Origin of the sequence: Clostridium sp. KLE 1755, assembly GCF_000466465.2 — a bacterium.
GTDB classification, from domain to species: Bacteria; Bacillota; Clostridia; order Lachnospirales; family Lachnospiraceae; genus Eisenbergiella; species Eisenbergiella porci.
The window spans coordinates 1-14,636 of record NZ_KE992755.1 but is presented as its reverse complement, the minus strand read 5'-3'; the positions used below and the strand labels follow the sequence as shown (position 1 = coordinate 14,636).

16 protein-coding genes, 2 tRNA genes and 1 riboswitch are annotated in these 14,636 nt (G+C 48.8%); of the genes, 14 read left to right on the top strand and 4 right to left on the bottom strand.

Translation table 11 applies throughout. The annotated features are described in order from the left end of the window. Positions 1 to 191: 191 nt before the first annotated feature. From HMPREF1548_RS22540 to HMPREF1548_RS22530, 3 genes are read right to left on the bottom strand one after another with little or no spacing between them, the layout of a single operon-like run. A complete protein-coding gene (locus HMPREF1548_RS22540; RefSeq protein ID WP_021638945.1) occupies positions 192 to 992 on the bottom strand; it encodes an efflux permease Rv1217c-related protein in 801 nt (266 codons plus the stop codon). Beyond that, entirely contained in the window at positions 989 to 1,876 is an 888-nt protein-coding gene (locus tag HMPREF1548_RS22535; protein ID WP_021638944.1) for an ABC transporter ATP-binding protein, read from the bottom strand. Before HMPREF1548_RS22535 ends, HMPREF1548_RS22540 begins: the two co-directional genes overlap by 4 nt. Continuing rightward, a complete protein-coding gene (locus tag HMPREF1548_RS22530) occupies positions 1,873 to 2,493 on the bottom strand; it encodes a TetR/AcrR family transcriptional regulator (RefSeq protein ID WP_021638943.1) in 621 nt (206 codons plus the stop codon). The genes HMPREF1548_RS22535 and HMPREF1548_RS22530 overlap by 4 nt, the downstream gene beginning before the upstream one ends. 270 nt (positions 2,494 to 2,763) lie before the next feature. Continuing rightward, positions 2,764 to 2,913, top strand: a riboswitch (FMN riboswitch). Positions 2,914 to 3,106: 193 nt separating this feature from the next. Here HMPREF1548_RS22530 and HMPREF1548_RS22525 point away from each other — a divergent pair. Beyond that, complete coding sequence (locus HMPREF1548_RS22525) at positions 3,107 to 3,832, top strand: ECF transporter S component (RefSeq protein ID WP_021638940.1); 726 nt, start codon at positions 3,107 to 3,109, stop codon at positions 3,830 to 3,832. 204 nt (positions 3,833 to 4,036) lie between these two features. Here the strand turns inward: HMPREF1548_RS22525 and HMPREF1548_RS22520 are convergent, their stop codons facing one another. Further along, positions 4,037 to 4,246 carry a hypothetical protein gene (locus HMPREF1548_RS22520; RefSeq protein WP_025490363.1) on the bottom strand — a complete coding sequence of 70 codons (210 nt, stop codon included), beginning with the start codon at positions 4,244 to 4,246 and terminating at the stop codon, positions 4,037 to 4,039. A gap of 372 nt (positions 4,247 to 4,618) precedes the next feature. Between HMPREF1548_RS22520 and HMPREF1548_RS22515 the strand changes: the two genes are divergently transcribed. From HMPREF1548_RS22515 to HMPREF1548_RS22455, 13 genes are all read left to right on the top strand, one after another. Further along, the gene (locus HMPREF1548_RS22515; RefSeq protein ID WP_021638937.1) at positions 4,619 to 5,323 is read left to right on the top strand and encodes an ABC transporter ATP-binding protein; all 705 of its coding nucleotides are present in this window, start codon (positions 4,619 to 4,621) and stop codon (positions 5,321 to 5,323) included. A gap of 126 nt (positions 5,324 to 5,449) precedes the next feature. Further along, the gene (locus tag HMPREF1548_RS22510) at positions 5,450 to 7,267 is read left to right on the top strand and encodes a permuted SH3 domain-containing protein (protein WP_198168673.1); all 1,818 of its coding nucleotides are present in this window, start codon (positions 5,450 to 5,452) and stop codon (positions 7,265 to 7,267) included. 42 nt (positions 7,268 to 7,309) lie between these two features. Next, the gene (locus HMPREF1548_RS22505; RefSeq protein WP_021638935.1) at positions 7,310 to 8,521 is read left to right on the top strand and encodes an ABC transporter permease; all 1,212 of its coding nucleotides are present in this window, start codon (positions 7,310 to 7,312) and stop codon (positions 8,519 to 8,521) included. Between the two features lie 155 nt (positions 8,522 to 8,676). Further along, positions 8,677 to 9,156, top strand: coding sequence for a YcxB family protein (locus tag HMPREF1548_RS22500; protein ID WP_021638934.1), 480 nt, complete (start codon positions 8,677 to 8,679; stop codon positions 9,154 to 9,156). A gap of 51 nt (positions 9,157 to 9,207) precedes the next feature. Then, complete coding sequence (gene tsaE, locus HMPREF1548_RS22495; protein WP_021638933.1) at positions 9,208 to 9,663, top strand: tRNA (adenosine(37)-N6)-threonylcarbamoyltransferase complex ATPase subunit type 1 TsaE; 456 nt, start codon at positions 9,208 to 9,210, stop codon at positions 9,661 to 9,663. Next, on the top strand, positions 9,660 to 10,496 hold the full coding sequence (gene tsaB / locus HMPREF1548_RS22490; protein WP_021638932.1) for a tRNA (adenosine(37)-N6)-threonylcarbamoyltransferase complex dimerization subunit type 1 TsaB: 837 nt from the start codon (positions 9,660 to 9,662) through the stop codon (positions 10,494 to 10,496). The genes tsaE and tsaB overlap by 4 nt, the downstream gene beginning before the upstream one ends. Beyond that, positions 10,496 to 10,930, top strand: coding sequence for a ribosomal protein S18-alanine N-acetyltransferase (gene rimI, locus HMPREF1548_RS22485; protein WP_021638931.1), 435 nt, complete (start codon positions 10,496 to 10,498; stop codon positions 10,928 to 10,930). Before tsaB ends, rimI begins: the two co-directional genes overlap by 1 nt. Positions 10,931 to 11,022: 92 nt before the next feature. Beyond that, complete coding sequence (locus HMPREF1548_RS22480) at positions 11,023 to 11,271, top strand: hypothetical protein (RefSeq protein ID WP_025490368.1); 249 nt, start codon at positions 11,023 to 11,025, stop codon at positions 11,269 to 11,271. A gap of 22 nt (positions 11,272 to 11,293) precedes the next feature. Next, positions 11,294 to 12,211 (top strand): ribonuclease Z, encoded by a 918-nt coding sequence (locus HMPREF1548_RS22475; protein ID WP_021638929.1) that lies wholly within the window; start codon positions 11,294 to 11,296, stop codon positions 12,209 to 12,211. A gap of 54 nt (positions 12,212 to 12,265) precedes the next feature. Then, positions 12,266 to 13,297, top strand: a complete 1,032-nt coding sequence (gene tsaD, locus HMPREF1548_RS22470; RefSeq protein WP_021638928.1) for a tRNA (adenosine(37)-N6)-threonylcarbamoyltransferase complex transferase subunit TsaD — start codon at positions 12,266 to 12,268, stop codon at positions 13,295 to 13,297. Between the two features lie 14 nt (positions 13,298 to 13,311). Further along, positions 13,312 to 14,037 (top strand): 2-C-methyl-D-erythritol 4-phosphate cytidylyltransferase, encoded by a 726-nt coding sequence (gene ispD / locus HMPREF1548_RS22465; protein WP_021638927.1) that lies wholly within the window; start codon positions 13,312 to 13,314, stop codon positions 14,035 to 14,037. A gap of 258 nt (positions 14,038 to 14,295) precedes the next feature. Next, positions 14,296 to 14,381 (top strand) — tRNA-Ser (locus HMPREF1548_RS22460). A gap of 86 nt (positions 14,382 to 14,467) precedes the next feature. After that, positions 14,468 to 14,556: transfer RNA gene (locus HMPREF1548_RS22455), tRNA-Ser, on the top strand. The last annotated feature ends 80 nt before the right edge of the window (positions 14,557 to 14,636 follow it).

Below are 14,636 nucleotides of genomic sequence, written 5' to 3'. Positions count from 1 at the left end.
CGTGATACACAGTTTATTTGACACACCCAATGGCTTTGAGGAAACTGACAAAGTCTTAAGCTTTCAAAAGTATGGTTTCATGCATTAGTATTACATATTAAAAATAGTAAAAAAGGTATGGAAATCAAGGCCAAAATTCAGCTGTTACTGTTGAAGCGGCGCGTTTTCCATACCTTTTCCATGTCAAACATTTACAACGGCAGATCCTTCCGCCCAAAACACACAGCCCCGCTCCCATACAGCGCCGCCCCAATCACCGCCATAATCACACAGCTCCCGGCGGCGCCGTCCTGGCCTGACACAATTTTTTCTCCGGGGAACAGCGTAAATGGTGTAAGATACCGGAAAAACTCCAAATCCCCGCCCATATTACCAAGCATCTGAAACAGGAAAAACAGAATCAGCAGCCCAGCGCCGACGAAGAAATACCACTTTGAATCATTGAAAATACATGCCGGCAGAAAAACGATTCCTCCCAGCATCAGGTGCAGCAGAAGAAGCGCTGCATTCAGCTTCAGATAGACAGGGATATCCAGCTCGCCGGGAAACAGGCTTTCGCAGCTGACAATTCCGATGGCCGTAATCAGGGCAATCAAAAGCGCCGTTTCCAGCAGCAGGGTTAACAGCTGCGTCACTAAAATCCGTGTCCGTGAGTTGGGAGTGGACAGAAGTACAGCCATGGAACCGGTGTCCACATAATGTGCAAGAAGCTTATTCCCAAGAATAATCAGAAAAATAACAGGAAAAACCAGCATGATAAATCCATACAGATAAATATGTACGAATTCCGTAAGATTCCCTGCAATTCCCGTCATTCCCACTGCGGTCATCATCCCCGGCAGCGCCTGCTGGTAATCGTTAAGCATGTGGGCAAGCTCAGGGTCGTACATATAAATAATAACTGTGGTATACATGGTCATCGCAGCCAATATAATCAGCAGAATTTTCCAGGTCTGTGCCAGATTCCTTTTCAAAAGCGGTAATGAAATCATGCCTTTTCACCTCCATAATAATGAAGAAAAATTTCTTCCAGCGTCTGTGTGTGGATCTGCAGATCCCTGACAGAACATTCCGACAACAGAGACAGCAGTCTGGGGATATCCCCCTTCACGGCAACGGTAACCTGACAGCCTTCCCTTCGCGTGATTGAAAATCCGGGCAGGACAAGAGCATCCGCCGCCTCTTTGCTGTCCAGCGTGATAATGTAGTCTCTTGTCCGTTTTTTCTTAAGCCCCTCCATATCCTCAATGGCGGCAATTTCCCCCTGCCTGATTATCGCCGTCCTTTCACAGGTGCGTTCCACCTCTTCAAACAGATGGGAGGACATAAAAACAGTGGTTCCCTTCTTTTTTTCTTCCAGAATCAGTTCGATAAAGCGATTCTGCATTAACGGATCCAGGCCGCTGGTGGGCTCATCCAGAATTACGATTTCGGGATTCCCCATAAAAGCATTTACGATGCCCAGCTTCTGCTTCATGCCCTTTGACATTTTTCTCACGCGGCCGGAAGGATCCAGCTCAAGCAGCTCCATCAGCTCCCGCATTCGGCTTTTGTCCTTAATCCCTTTCATTTCCGCCAGAAGCCGGAGAAGCCCGTCGCCGGTGCAATCCTCAGGAAAAGTGATCTCCCCGGCCAGGTAGCCCAGTGATTTCTGGATGACGGCGGCCTCATGAAAACAGTCCATGCCCAGAATGCGGCAGGAACCCTTTTCCGGACGCAGAAAACCAAGCAGATGCCGTATTGTGGTGGTTTTTCCCGCGCCGTTAGGACCGAGAAAGCCGTAAACCTCACCTTTTTTCACCGATAATGAAACATCAAATATTCCCTTGTGACTGCCGTAATCCTTAGTGATATGACTGATATCTATGGCATTCATAAATACTCCTCCCTGTAAGAAAGCCGACGGAACATATCGCTCCATTCCTTAAAATCATGCATAATTTCATCCAGCACAAACGGTTTGCCCTGCCTTCGTTTCTCGCTGATGTAGCCGTCCGCCATCCACAAAAGCATCCGCAGTATCTGTTGCGGGTCGGCATCCTGCCGGAATCTTGAGAAATCCACATTTTTAAAATACAGGAAAATAGAATTATCTATATAATCCTGGTTTGTGCTGTTTAACTCATCTGATACCTCTTCCTTTTCCGGATAAAAGCAACGCATGACAAAATCCATCAGATAGGGATTGCGCGACATGATGGCGGCCTTTTTCTGCGCAGAATAGGCCAGCAGCTCAAAAAAGTCAATGATCTCCTTAAAATGGGCATCAACGACCTGAGCCGTCACAATCTGCTTTGTATAATCATAAATATACAGATATAAACTCTTTTTATTATGGAAATAGTAGAAAAGCAGCCCTTTGGATATCCCTGCCTTTGCGGCGATATCATCCGTGGATGCCCGCTTATATTCATGCGTGGCAAACACCTCCAGGGACGCATTGATTATTGCCTGCTGTTTTTCTTCGGGCAAATGGAAAAACTGTTCGTTCATTGAACACCTCCTGACTGCTTTGGTTTAACCGGCCGGGTTAAATATAATTTCAGTCTAGCGGATTGACTGGAATTTGCAACCCCTTAAAAATAAAAAAACATAGTGGTTCAGAACGCTGTACTGCTGCAGCGCCTTCCTGTCCGCCCCGGTGCGCGGGCAAATGAGCGCGCGGAGAAACGTATGTAAAATGCATGCGGACAAACGGTTAATCCGCGCCTTGACATTTAATAAAATCCTGCTATGATAATAGAGTAACAATTTAATAAAGGTAAAGTTCTTCAGGGTTGGGTGTAATTCCCTACCGGCGGTGACGCTGCAGTTGTTCCACGACAGGTGCAGACAAGTCCGCGACCCGCGTCATGCGGCTGATCCGGTACGAATCCGGAACCGACAGTAAAGTCTGGATGAAAGAAGAAAATCATGCATGGAATACCTGTTTTTACGCCGTTTGGTTTACGGAGGCGGCAGGTGTTTTCCAGGGATTGGATATCTGCCCGGAGAATCATTTCTCCGGGCTTTTTTGATACCTTCCTTTCATGAAGCATCAGAAGAATTTTCCTTGTCTTACGCAATAACTCCGGCTGGCCGGAGAAAGAAAAGGAGAGTATACATAATGAATGATTTAGCAGCGTCCTTCGCGGAAAACCTTATTTTTGTCCTGGAGTTTCTGGGGCTTGTGGCAGCCATGGTAATCATCGCCTACGTGGTGGAAAAATGGGAACGAAAGAAAAACGGAAACAGGGAACGTACCCTCACCACCAGAAAAATAGCCATGATAGGCGTATTTTCGGCGATAGCGGTCATCCTGCACATGCTGGATTTCCCCATCCCCTTTGCCCCGGAATTCTATAAAATGGATTTCAGCGAGCTTCCTGCCCTGATCGGCGCATTTGCCTTTGGCCCGGTTGCGGCGGTCATGATTGAGTTCTGCAAAATTATCCTGAAGCTTCTGTTTAAAGGAACCTCCACCGCATTTGTAGGAGATCTGGCCAATTTTATCATTGGCTGCAGCTTCCTGCTTCCTGCCTCTATCATATACCTGTTCCGCAAGAACAAGAAAAATGCCATAATCGGCTGTGTTGTGGGAACACTTGTAATGACGGTTTTCGGAACTGCCTTCAACGCGGTGTACCTGCTCCCCAAATTTGCAGAGCTGTACGGAATGCCGTTAGATTCCATTGTCGGCCTGGGCCACGCCATCAATCCCTCCATCAACAGCGTGACTACGCTTGCATTATTTGCCGTAGCGCCCATGAACCTGATGAAAGGCGGCATCGTTTCCATAGTAACCATGCTGATTTATAAAAAACTCAGCCCCATCCTGCACAGCAAAAAATAATAAAAAAGGCAGGCCATTGCGGCCTGCCGGGTTTTTTTGAGGGAGGGCCGGCATCTTTTCCGGATGCCGGCAAGTTATGAAAAAGAAATCTATCTAAAATTTTCTTGTTGGCTTTGTATAGGTATAAGATAACATTTAAGTGTGTAGGAATCGTGATGGAATTTTGAAGAAACTGTGAAGCTTTTGGGACTAAAAAATGAATCCTCAGCTCAGTTTTTCCGAAAAACCTGATTCGCCGGAAAGCCCGTTCACCAGATTTTCCATTTCCTGTTTTGACTGCACATGCCTTGAACGGTCAATCACATCCTGCCTTGCACTTTCGCTCATGGAAGAAAAAGTCCGCATGGCATCCATATTCTGCGCCAGGGCCATTCCCAGCCCCAAAGGTATCCCGTCATCGTTTAAAAGACTCATGTTTTTCTCCTTCGTTTTTTCTTTTATTATGTCATAATACATAAAAATTATACAGAAACTTACGTTATTTAGAAAAAATTAAGAAATATTTAAAAGAACTGCATAGATTTTTAGAAGGCAACTATAGTATGATAGTCGGAGTAATTCCAAGAAGGACTTATTTATAAGGAATGCCGAACCTCGGGTCCGGCTGCCGGATAAGGCCAAAATGGAATTGGCTGCATCAGCTGGAAGAAAAATACCAGTTGACAAAGAGCTGAATCAGTATTACTGTATTAATTACATAATACAGGTGATATATCATGCGGTTTTCCAGGTGAGGCCGCCTGCATTGCAGGTCATGGGCTTATGGAAAACAAAGGGAGAGAATCTATGAGTGCGCTGGTTGAAGTAAAGGACATGTGTAAGGTATATAACCCGGGTGAAAATGAGGTGCGGGCGCTTGATCATGTCAATGTAACCATTAATGAGAATGAATTTGTAGCAATTATCGGCCATTCCGGTTCCGGAAAGTCTACGCTGATGAACATGCTGGGGTGCCTGGATGTACCTACAAGCGGAACATATCTTCTGCATGACCAGGATGTTTCAAGAATGAGCGACGATGATCTTTCGGATATCAGGAACAGGGAAATCGGCTTTATTTTTCAGGGCTTTAACCTGATCCAGAATCTGACGGCCCTGGAAAATGTGGAGCTGCCCCTGATTTACCGCGGCGTGGGGAAAAGGGAGCGGACAGAGCTTTCCAGGAATGCCCTCACGAGGGTGGGCCTTGAGAAAAGAATGAGCCATAAGCCCTCTGAGATGTCCGGCGGGCAGCAGCAGAGAGTTGCCATCGCAAGAGCGATTGCCCAGGCACCTCCGGTAATCCTTGCGGATGAGCCTACCGGTAACCTGGATTCCGGATCTACGAAGGAAATTATGGGGATTCTGAAGGATTTACATAAGGAAGGCAGAACGGTAATCATTATTACCCATGATAATGACATTGCAGCTCAGGCAGAACGTATTATCAGGATTAAGGACGGCCAGATTGAAGCGGATTATGTCCAGGATACGGAAATTTATGAAGAATAACTGCTAAAGCAGGCTTTCAGACAGTTATAAGAAGCAGTGTGGGAAGCGGCGCAGGACAAGCCGCAGGCCGGCTCTGTTTTTATGAATAAAGGCAACTACCCGATGGGACTGAATGGAGGATACAAGATGAGTGAGTTAGAAAACAAGGGCGCCGAAAACCTGACGGAGGTCCAGGAGACGGCAAAGGAAAAGAAGAAAAGAGAAAAAGCCGAAGCTAAGGAAAAGAAAGCGCAGCAGAAGAGAGAGGCTATTATGGCCGGCGGCACACAGAAGAAGAAAAAGAAGAAAATAGGCTGGATTATTGCGCTGGTTCTCGTGGTAGTCATTGTGGGTTATTCCGTAGTGACCAGCGTAATTGCCAAGAATACGCCCATGCAAGTGAATACCATTGAAGTGACGATGGGAAGCATTGAAGAGACCATGTCCACCAGCGGTACGGTGAGCAGTGAGCAGAGCAAGACATACTATGCGCCGGTAGGCGCCACTATCTCTGAGATGAAGATCGCCCTGGGCGATGAGGTGGCAGAAGGACAGCAGCTGGTATCCTTCGACACCACCGAACTGGAAAACAGAAAAGCAAAAGCGGCGCTGGATGCTTCCGCAACGGCGAACAGCTACAGAAGCTCCCAGTATCAGAGCAACAAGAATGAATCAGAATATAATGAAGCAACCATCGGCCTTGACGAACTGAAGATCCTTGCCGAGCAACAGGAGCAGTACGTACAGGGACTGAAATACCAACTGGAGGATGAAACCCAGCGTGAAAGAGAAAAGCTTCAGGACTGGCTGGGCAAGCTGAACCAGGAGCTGGAGACCCAGAATAATAAGCTGGCTGAGCAGAGTGATTCAGATGCCAGAAAAGGAATTCAGGAAATCATCCAGAACCTGAATAACAGCATCCGGGAAACAAGCAACCAGCTCAGCGATCTGAGCATGTCCGAGGACCTGAGGGAGACCCAGCGTATTATTGACGCGGAACAGAAGAAGCTGGAGGATATGAAAGAAGAGATCAGCAAGCGGGAAGGAAAGGAATCCTCCTCAGAAGCGGGAATTGCCGATCCTTATTCCAAGCAGCAGCAGGCAGATACCGTACAGAGCGCACAGATTACCGCAAGTGAAGCGGCGGCAGAGCTGGAGAAGGCTCAGGCGGGTGTTGTTGCAGAATTCCCCGGCATCGTAACCAAGATTGCCACCGTATCCACATCCAAGGATGCAACCAAGGGCGGCGGCCTTCTGGAAGGGGCTACCGTAGCTGAAGGAACCGAGCTTTTCACCATAGAAAGCAACAAACAGGTAAAGGTGGGCATCGAAGTCACCAAATATGACCTGCCCAAAATCGAAATCGGCCAGAAGGTGGATGTTACCATTGCAGGAAAAGAATATGAAGGCGAGGTTTCCAAAATCAATAAAGTGGCCGCTGCCAATTCCCAGGGAACGCCTGTAGTTGGAGCAGAGGTACATATCAAGAACCCGGACGAGGATATTTTCCTGGGCGTGGAGGCCAAGCTTGTTATCCATACCGCATCTGCGGAAAATGTTCTTACAGTACCTGTTGAAATCGTAAATGCGGATAAGCAGGGTGAGTTCTGCTACGTTGTGGAAAACGGCGTGGTAACCATGAGAAGAATCACCACAGGAATTTCCTCTGACAGCATGGTTGAGGTAAAGGAAGGCCTGAAGGAAGGCGATCAGATATTATATGATGTGACAGGTATGGTGACAGAGGGCATGAAGGTAATGGCGGTTCCTATGGGAAGCGGCATGGCGGGCGCGGCAATGACTGACGCAGCGGCTCCCGAGACCGGCGCAGCCGTGGAAACAGCGTCGGAAGCATCCACTGAAAACGCATCAGAAGAAGGCTCCTCCGAAGCGGCAGGCCAGGAGACGGAGACCGCTGGAACACAGACACAGACGGACGGCGCGGCGGATTCCGGAAACGAGTAATCCGGGCCTGCTCACAGCGGTCTATATAAGGAGGATGCAATAGTGGCACAGGCATGGGAATATATAAAAATTGCCCTGATGAATATCAAAAGCAATAAAGGCCGGTCCATTCTGACGATGCTCGGTATTATTATCGGTATTACATCCGTTATCATGATTATTTCCATTGGTGACGGAGTAAAGGGACAGGTAAACGATGAACTGAATGCCATGGCCGGAGGGCTGATTGGTATTTATGTTAATAATGAACACAGTGAAGATGAGGTTTATTTCTCCGCAGATGATTTTGAAGCAATACAGGAAAAGGTGGCGGGCGTCAAAGGCGTTACGCCGGTGTATACCCTTTACGGGAGCGTAATCGGTAAAAAAGGCGAGTTTACCGCATATGCCTCCGGCGGAACGGAGAGCATGGAGTTCTATCAGAGTGAACCGATAATTGCGGGCCGTTACTTTACCGCCAACGATTACTACTCCGGCAATAAGGTATGCGTGGTGCCGGAGCAGGCGGCCAAGAAGCTGTTCGGCACTACGGATGTTATCGGCCTTACTATTGAAGTGACCCTGTACGGAACCACACAGGATCTGAGAATCGTAGGCATACGTAAGGACAGCGCTTCAGCCATGTTCAGTATGTACGGAGACATGATTAACATTGAGTTGCCGCTCAGCATACTGAGCGCTTCCTATGGATTATATTTCGGTGATTTTACGGACTTTTATGTTATCTGTGACTCGCCGGCGGAATCCATGCAGGTGGCGCAGAGCACGATCAACCTCATGGAAGGAAGGCATAATGTGAGAGGAAAAGGGTTGATCCAGGTGCAGAACATGCAGGATCAGATTTCCCAAATCAACTCCGTTCTGGGCAATATCTCTATCTTTGTAGTTATTGTGGCAGCGATTTCCCTGCTGGTCGGCGGTATCGGCGTAATGAATATCATGCTGGTTTCCGTAACGGAACGTACCAGGGAAATTGGTATCCGTAAATCCCTGGGAGCCAGGACCGGATCCATCCTGCTGCAGTTCTTGTCCGAATCCGCCATTATTACCCTTATGGGAGGGATTATCGGCATTATACTGGGAATTACAGGCGCCATACTGATAGGCGGCGTGATTGGCTTTGCTGCAAGAGTTAAGGTAGGCACCGTGCTGATTGCATCCCTGTTCTCGGCAGGCGTAGGTATTTTCTTCGGTATCTATCCTGCAAGAAAGGCTGCAAAGCTCAGCCCGATTGAAGCGCTGCGCCATGAATAATCCTGAAAGCCAGGACGGTTCCCGGTAGAAAATAACTTGCGTTATAGCGGATTATCAGTATAATATAATGTTAAGTAGACAAAAGCACCTACGATGTAGGTGCTTTTTCGGGCCTGAGATATACAACAAAATAAATATCAGGAGTATATACTTAAATGGAAGTGGAATTTGATGTCAAAATAGATTCAGGAGTACTGTATGACTACATGCTTCACCATACCTACACCAGCTTTGCCGGAGTGGTGGGAACCACGGTGGGCGCACTGATGCTGGTGGCATTCGGCATGACCGGCCATATAATCTATCTTATTGCCGGCCTGGTGATACTGCTGTACCAGCCGGGCAGCCTGTTTCTTAAGGCCAAGCAGCAGGCTCTTACCAATCCCGCCTTCAAGCAGCCCCTCCATTACAAAATGACGGAAGAAGGGGTGGAGGTATCCCAGGGAGAAGCAACGGAATTCCAGAAATGGGAGGATATGGTGAAAGCGGTGTCCACAGCCCGCAGTATCGTACTTTATACCACAAGAATCAATGCCAGCATTTTTCCCCGCAGAGATCTGAAGGATAATCTTTCCAAAGCAGTGGAGATGATTTCCACACACATGCCTCCGAAAAAGGTAAACATCCGGATGTGAAGCCGGCCGGCGGTATAGCAGCCCATGCCGGGATAACAGGAGAATTGTAATATGAATCAGCAAACAGAAGTAATTGAAAGCTTCAGCGCAGAGGAAACCTATGCGCTGGGGGAAAAAATAGGACAGGAAGCGAAGCCCGGCCAGGTTTATACCCTGATCGGAGATCTGGGCGTGGGCAAAACCGTTTTTACCCAGGGAGTCGCAGCAGGGCTTGGCATAACGGAGCCGGTCAGCAGCCCTACGTTTACCATCGTGCAGATCTATGAGGAAGGCCGTATGCCTTTTTACCATTTTGACGTATACCGGATTGGCGATCCGGAGGAAATGGAGGAGGTGGGCTTTGAGGACTGCATTTACGGAGAAGGGCTGTGCCTGATAGAATGGGCCAACCTCATTGAGGAAATTCTACCCCCTGCATATACACAGGTGCGGATAGAAAAAGATTTAAGCCGGGGCTTTGATTACCGCAAAATTACCCTGACAAGGATAGGAGAAGCGCAGGAATGAAAATATTAGCCATAGACAGCTCAGGGCTGGTAGCCAGTGTGGCGGTGACGGAGGATGACAGCCTCATAGCCGAATACACAACAAATTATAAGAAAACACACTCTCAGACCCTGCTCCCCATGCTGGATGAAGTGAAAAAAATGATTGAGCTGGATCTGTCCTGTGTTGATGCCATCGCAGTATCCGCAGGACCTGGTTCCTTTACGGGACTACGGATCGGCTCTGCTACAGCCAAGGGGCTGGGGCTTGCATTGGATAAACCGATTATCAGCGTTCCTACGGTGGATGCGCTTGCCATGAATGTATACGGAACGGATCATATCGTATGCCCCCTCATGGATGCGAGAAGAAGCCAGGTCTATACCGGTATTTACCGTTTCCTTCCGGAGGAGACGTCGCAGGAAACCTCCTCATTAGAGGTGAATTTTAAACTGGATATTCTGGAACCCCAGTGCGTGGTTCCCATTGAAACCATAGCGGAGAAGCTGAATGCGCTTCCCGGAGAAGACTGCGTGGTATTTTTAGGAGACGGCGTTCCCGTATTCCGGGAAAAACTGGCGGCTCTCATGCACCGTCCCTATACCTTTGCCCCTGCGCTCTGCAACAGGCAGCGTGCCTCGGCGGTAGCCGTCCTTGCACAGACCTACGCCCGTTTGGGCAAAATGGAATCCGCAGCCGCCCATGTACCGGAATACCTGCGCCCCTCCCAGGCAGAACGGGAACGCAGCGAGGCGCAGAAAACAGCAGGCGATAAGGCCGGGGATGCCATGATGAGAAAAGGGACCTATTCCAGGCAGCAGAAGCTTAAGAATCGTGAAAGCGGTGAAACGTAATGGAAATCCGTACAATGCTTCCGGAGGATTTATCTCAGGCGGCCGCGCTGGAAGCCGCCTGCTTCGGTTCGGACGCCTGGTCGGAGCAGGCCCTGGAGCAGGCGCTTTCCGATAAAAATGCACTCTATCTGTCCTGCATGGAGGAGGGCAGGCTGATCGCCTGCTGTGGAATCTGGCAGTCCTTTGAAGATGGGGATATTACCAATGTGGCGGTGGAGGAGGGCAGCAGAAGAAAAGGCTGTGCCCGCAGACTGCTGCTGGAACTGATGCGCCGGGCGAAGCTTTGCGGCGTGGAAAATTTTACGCTGGAGGTCAGGGAAAGCAATCTCCCTGCGGTCCGGCTATATGAATCCCTGGGCTTTACTGTAGAAGGGAACCGGAAAAATTTTTACCGGGATCCGGCTGAAAACGCTCTTATTATGTGGAAGAGATAGGCAGCGCATGGAATAATTACCGCTGTTTTTCGACAAAAATTTACGTTATAATGATTAAAACAGAAAGCGTAAAAGCGCGGATAGGAGTGGCCATGCGAATTTATCTTGATAATAACAATACGGAGCTTATATCGGTGATATGCAACCGATGCGGCAAAGAAATGAAGGTGGAAAATGGAATCCTGAAGGAAGGATGCTTCGAAGTTAAGCATGCCTTCGGGTATTTCAGCAGCAAGGACGGACAGGTATACCATTTTGACCTGTGCGAACAATGTTTTGATAAAATGCTTGCAGAGTTCCGCGTGCCTGCGGAAGTAAAGGAGGCCAGGGAGCTTCTGTAGCGGAATGGAGTAATACGACAGAATGCTGGATGTATGTTTACTGGGAACCGGAGGAATGATGCCGCTGCCGTATCGGTGGCTCACATCCCTCATGGCCCGTTATAATGGAAAAAGTATCATGATTGACTGCGGCGAAGGAACGCAGATTGCGATGAAGGAGAAGGGCTGGAGTCCGAAGCCGGTGGATATTATATGTTTCACCCATTATCATGCCGACCATATCAGCGGCCTTCCCGGCATGCTTCTCACCATGGGGAACGCGGAACGCACCGAACCGCTTCTGCTCATTGGGCCCAAAGGCCTTACCAGGGTGGTGAATGCCCTGCGCGTCATCGCGCCGGAGCTTCCGTTTGCCATTGAGTGCATGGAGCTTACGGAGAACGAGCAGTCCATCCCCTTTGACGGCTTCCGTATTGAGGCGTTCCGCGTCAACCATAACGTGATCTGCTATGGCTATAATATTGTAATAGAACGCGGCGGCCGTTTCCTTTTGGAGAAAGCGCAAAGCCTGGGGATACCCAAACAGTACTGGAACCGCTTGCAGAAAGGGGAGACAATTGAGACGCCGGAAGGCTTCCTGACTCCCGATATGGTTCTCGGCCCTCCCCGGAAGGGAATCAAGCTTACCTATTGTACGGATACAAGGCCCACCGAGGGAATTGTAAAAAACGCCGCCGGGGCGGACCTCTTTATCTGCGAAGGAATGTACGGCGAGCCGGAGAAAAAGGAAAAGGCAAAGGAGTATAAGCACATGACCTTCCTGGAAGCTGCGGACATGGCTAAGCGCGCCCAGGTAAAACAGATGTGGCTTACTCATTACAGCCCCTCCCTCATCAGGCCGGAGGACTACATGGATGGCGTCCGTAAAATATTCCCCCAGGCGGTAGCCGGGAAAGACGGAAAAAGTATCGATCTCCTTTTTGAGGAGGAACAGCAGTAGCAGCCAGGAGCTGTCCGGGCTGTTATAATCAGCAGTATAAAAGGTGAAAGCATTATGGAAAAAGAAGATATTTATATTCTTGCTGTGGAAAGCTCCTGCGATGAAACCGCAGCCTCCGTTGTCCGCAATGGCAGAGAAGTACTTTCCAATGTGATATATTCCCAGATCGACCTGCACACCCTCTACGGCGGCGTGGTCCCTGAAATAGCATCCAGAAAGCATATTGAAAAAATCAACCAGGTAATCGAAAAGGCTCTTTCCGACGCAGGAATTACCCTGCAGCAGGTGACAGCCGTGGCGGTCACCTATGGTCCGGGCCTGGTGGGAGCTCTTCTGGTGGGAGTTTCTGCGGCAAAGGCCATCGCCTTCGCTGCCGGCAAACCGTTGGTGGGAGTCCATCATATCGAAGGCCATATCAGTGCTAATTATATAGAAAACAAAGATCTGGAGCCTCCCTTTATCTGTCTTGTGGTATCGGGCGGCCATTCCCATCTGGTTGTGGTGAAGGACTACGGTGAATATGAAATCATCGGAAGAACCAGGGACGATGCGGCGGGAGAAGCATTTGACAAGGTAGCCAGGGCCATAGGCCTGGGATATCCCGGTGGCCCCAAGATCGACAGGGTATCCAGGGAAGGAAATCCGGACGCTGTTGTATTCCCCAGGGCCAAAGTGGATGGAAGCACCTATGATTTCAGCTTCAGCGGCCTGAAATCCGCAGTGCTCAACTACCTCAATTCCTGTGAGATGAAAGGGATTGAGATCTGCCAGGCTGATGTGGCGGCATCCTTCCAGAAAGCGGTGATCGACGTCCTGGTAGGCCATTCCATGGAAGCCGTATCCCAATATCATTTAAAAAAGTTCGCCATAGCCGGCGGCGTCGCTTCCAATTCTGCTCTGCGGGCGGCCTTTGAAGAAGCCTGCCGGAAAAACGGGCTGGAATTTTACCATCCCTCCCCCATTTACTGTACGGACAATGCGGCCATGATAGGGGTGGCGGGATACTATGAATACATAAAAGGCACCAGACATGGCTGGGATCTCAATGCGGTTCCCAACCTGAAGCTGGGAGAAAGAATCAGTTAAGGCAGGATAACGCTATGGAAAACGCGCGGGAAAAAACAGCGGCGGTAGTTCTGGCTGCCGGAAAAGGAAAACGTATGAACAGTGATATCCCGAAGCAGTATATGATGCTCCGGGAAAAGCCGGTTATTTATTATGCCCTGAAAGCCTTTGAAGATAGCTTTATTGATGAAATCATACTGGTGACCGAACAGGGAGAAGAGGCTTACTGTCGCGAAGAGATCGTAGAGCGCTATCAGTTTACGAAAGTAAGAAAGATAGTGCCCGGCGGAGCGGAGCGGTATTTCAGCGTGGCGAATGGGCTGGAAGCCGTTTCGGAGGACTGTGCCTATATATTTATCCATGACGGGGCCAGGCCCTTTGTCACAGAGGAGATTCTTCAGACTGCGCTTGAAACCGTAAGGGTGCACCATGCCTGTGTGGCGGCAATGCCGGTGAAGGATACCATAAAAATTGCGGATGAGAATGACTTTGCCGTATCCACGCCAAGGCGTGATCGTGTCTGGATGATGCAGACCCCCCAGGTATTTAGTGCCGATTTGATTAAAAATGCATACCGCATGCTTCTGGAAAAGGAAGAGGAGCTTCGTGAAAGCGGGATTCAGATCACGGATGACGCCATGGTGGTGGAAACACTCCTTGCCCATCCGGTAAAGCTGTTCCGGGCTTCCTATGAGAATATTAAGCTGACGACCCCGGAGGATTTACTTTTGGCAGACGGTATTTTAGAGAAAAGAGTCTGAATTTGCAGAAAAAAACGACAATGCATACCCCATATATGCAGTAAATACAAGGAAAATTACACTTTTGAAAAAATAATTTGAAATTTCTGAAAAAATGTGTTGACACTGAGGGGCTTTTTAGCTATAATAACTTTTGCACTGCTGAGGAACACAAACTTCTGAACAAACGGAAGGTTCCATGAAGGCAAAGCGTTAGTACTTTCTTCTATATAAAGAAGGAAGAGATTCGGAACGACCCATCGTTTTAAACAAAAACATGGAGAGGTATCGAAGTGGTCATAACGAGGCGGTCTTGAAAACCGTTTGTCCGCAAGGGCGCGTGGGTTCGAATCCCACCCTCTCCGTTAGCGATTGTTTCGCTGCGGAAATCAGACTGAATGATTTTCGGGATGCCATACAAATAAATCAAGTTGATTGAATCAGCTTACTTGGAGAAGTACCCAAGAGGCCGAAGGGACACCCCTGGAAAGGGTGCAGGTCGTTAATAGCGGCGCGAGGGTTCAAATCCCTCCTTCTCCGTTCGCAGCAATCCGATAAATATGCCGGAAAAGCTGCAAGAAAAGTTTTTAAAAAAAGTGCTTGACAGTCCAAACGACATG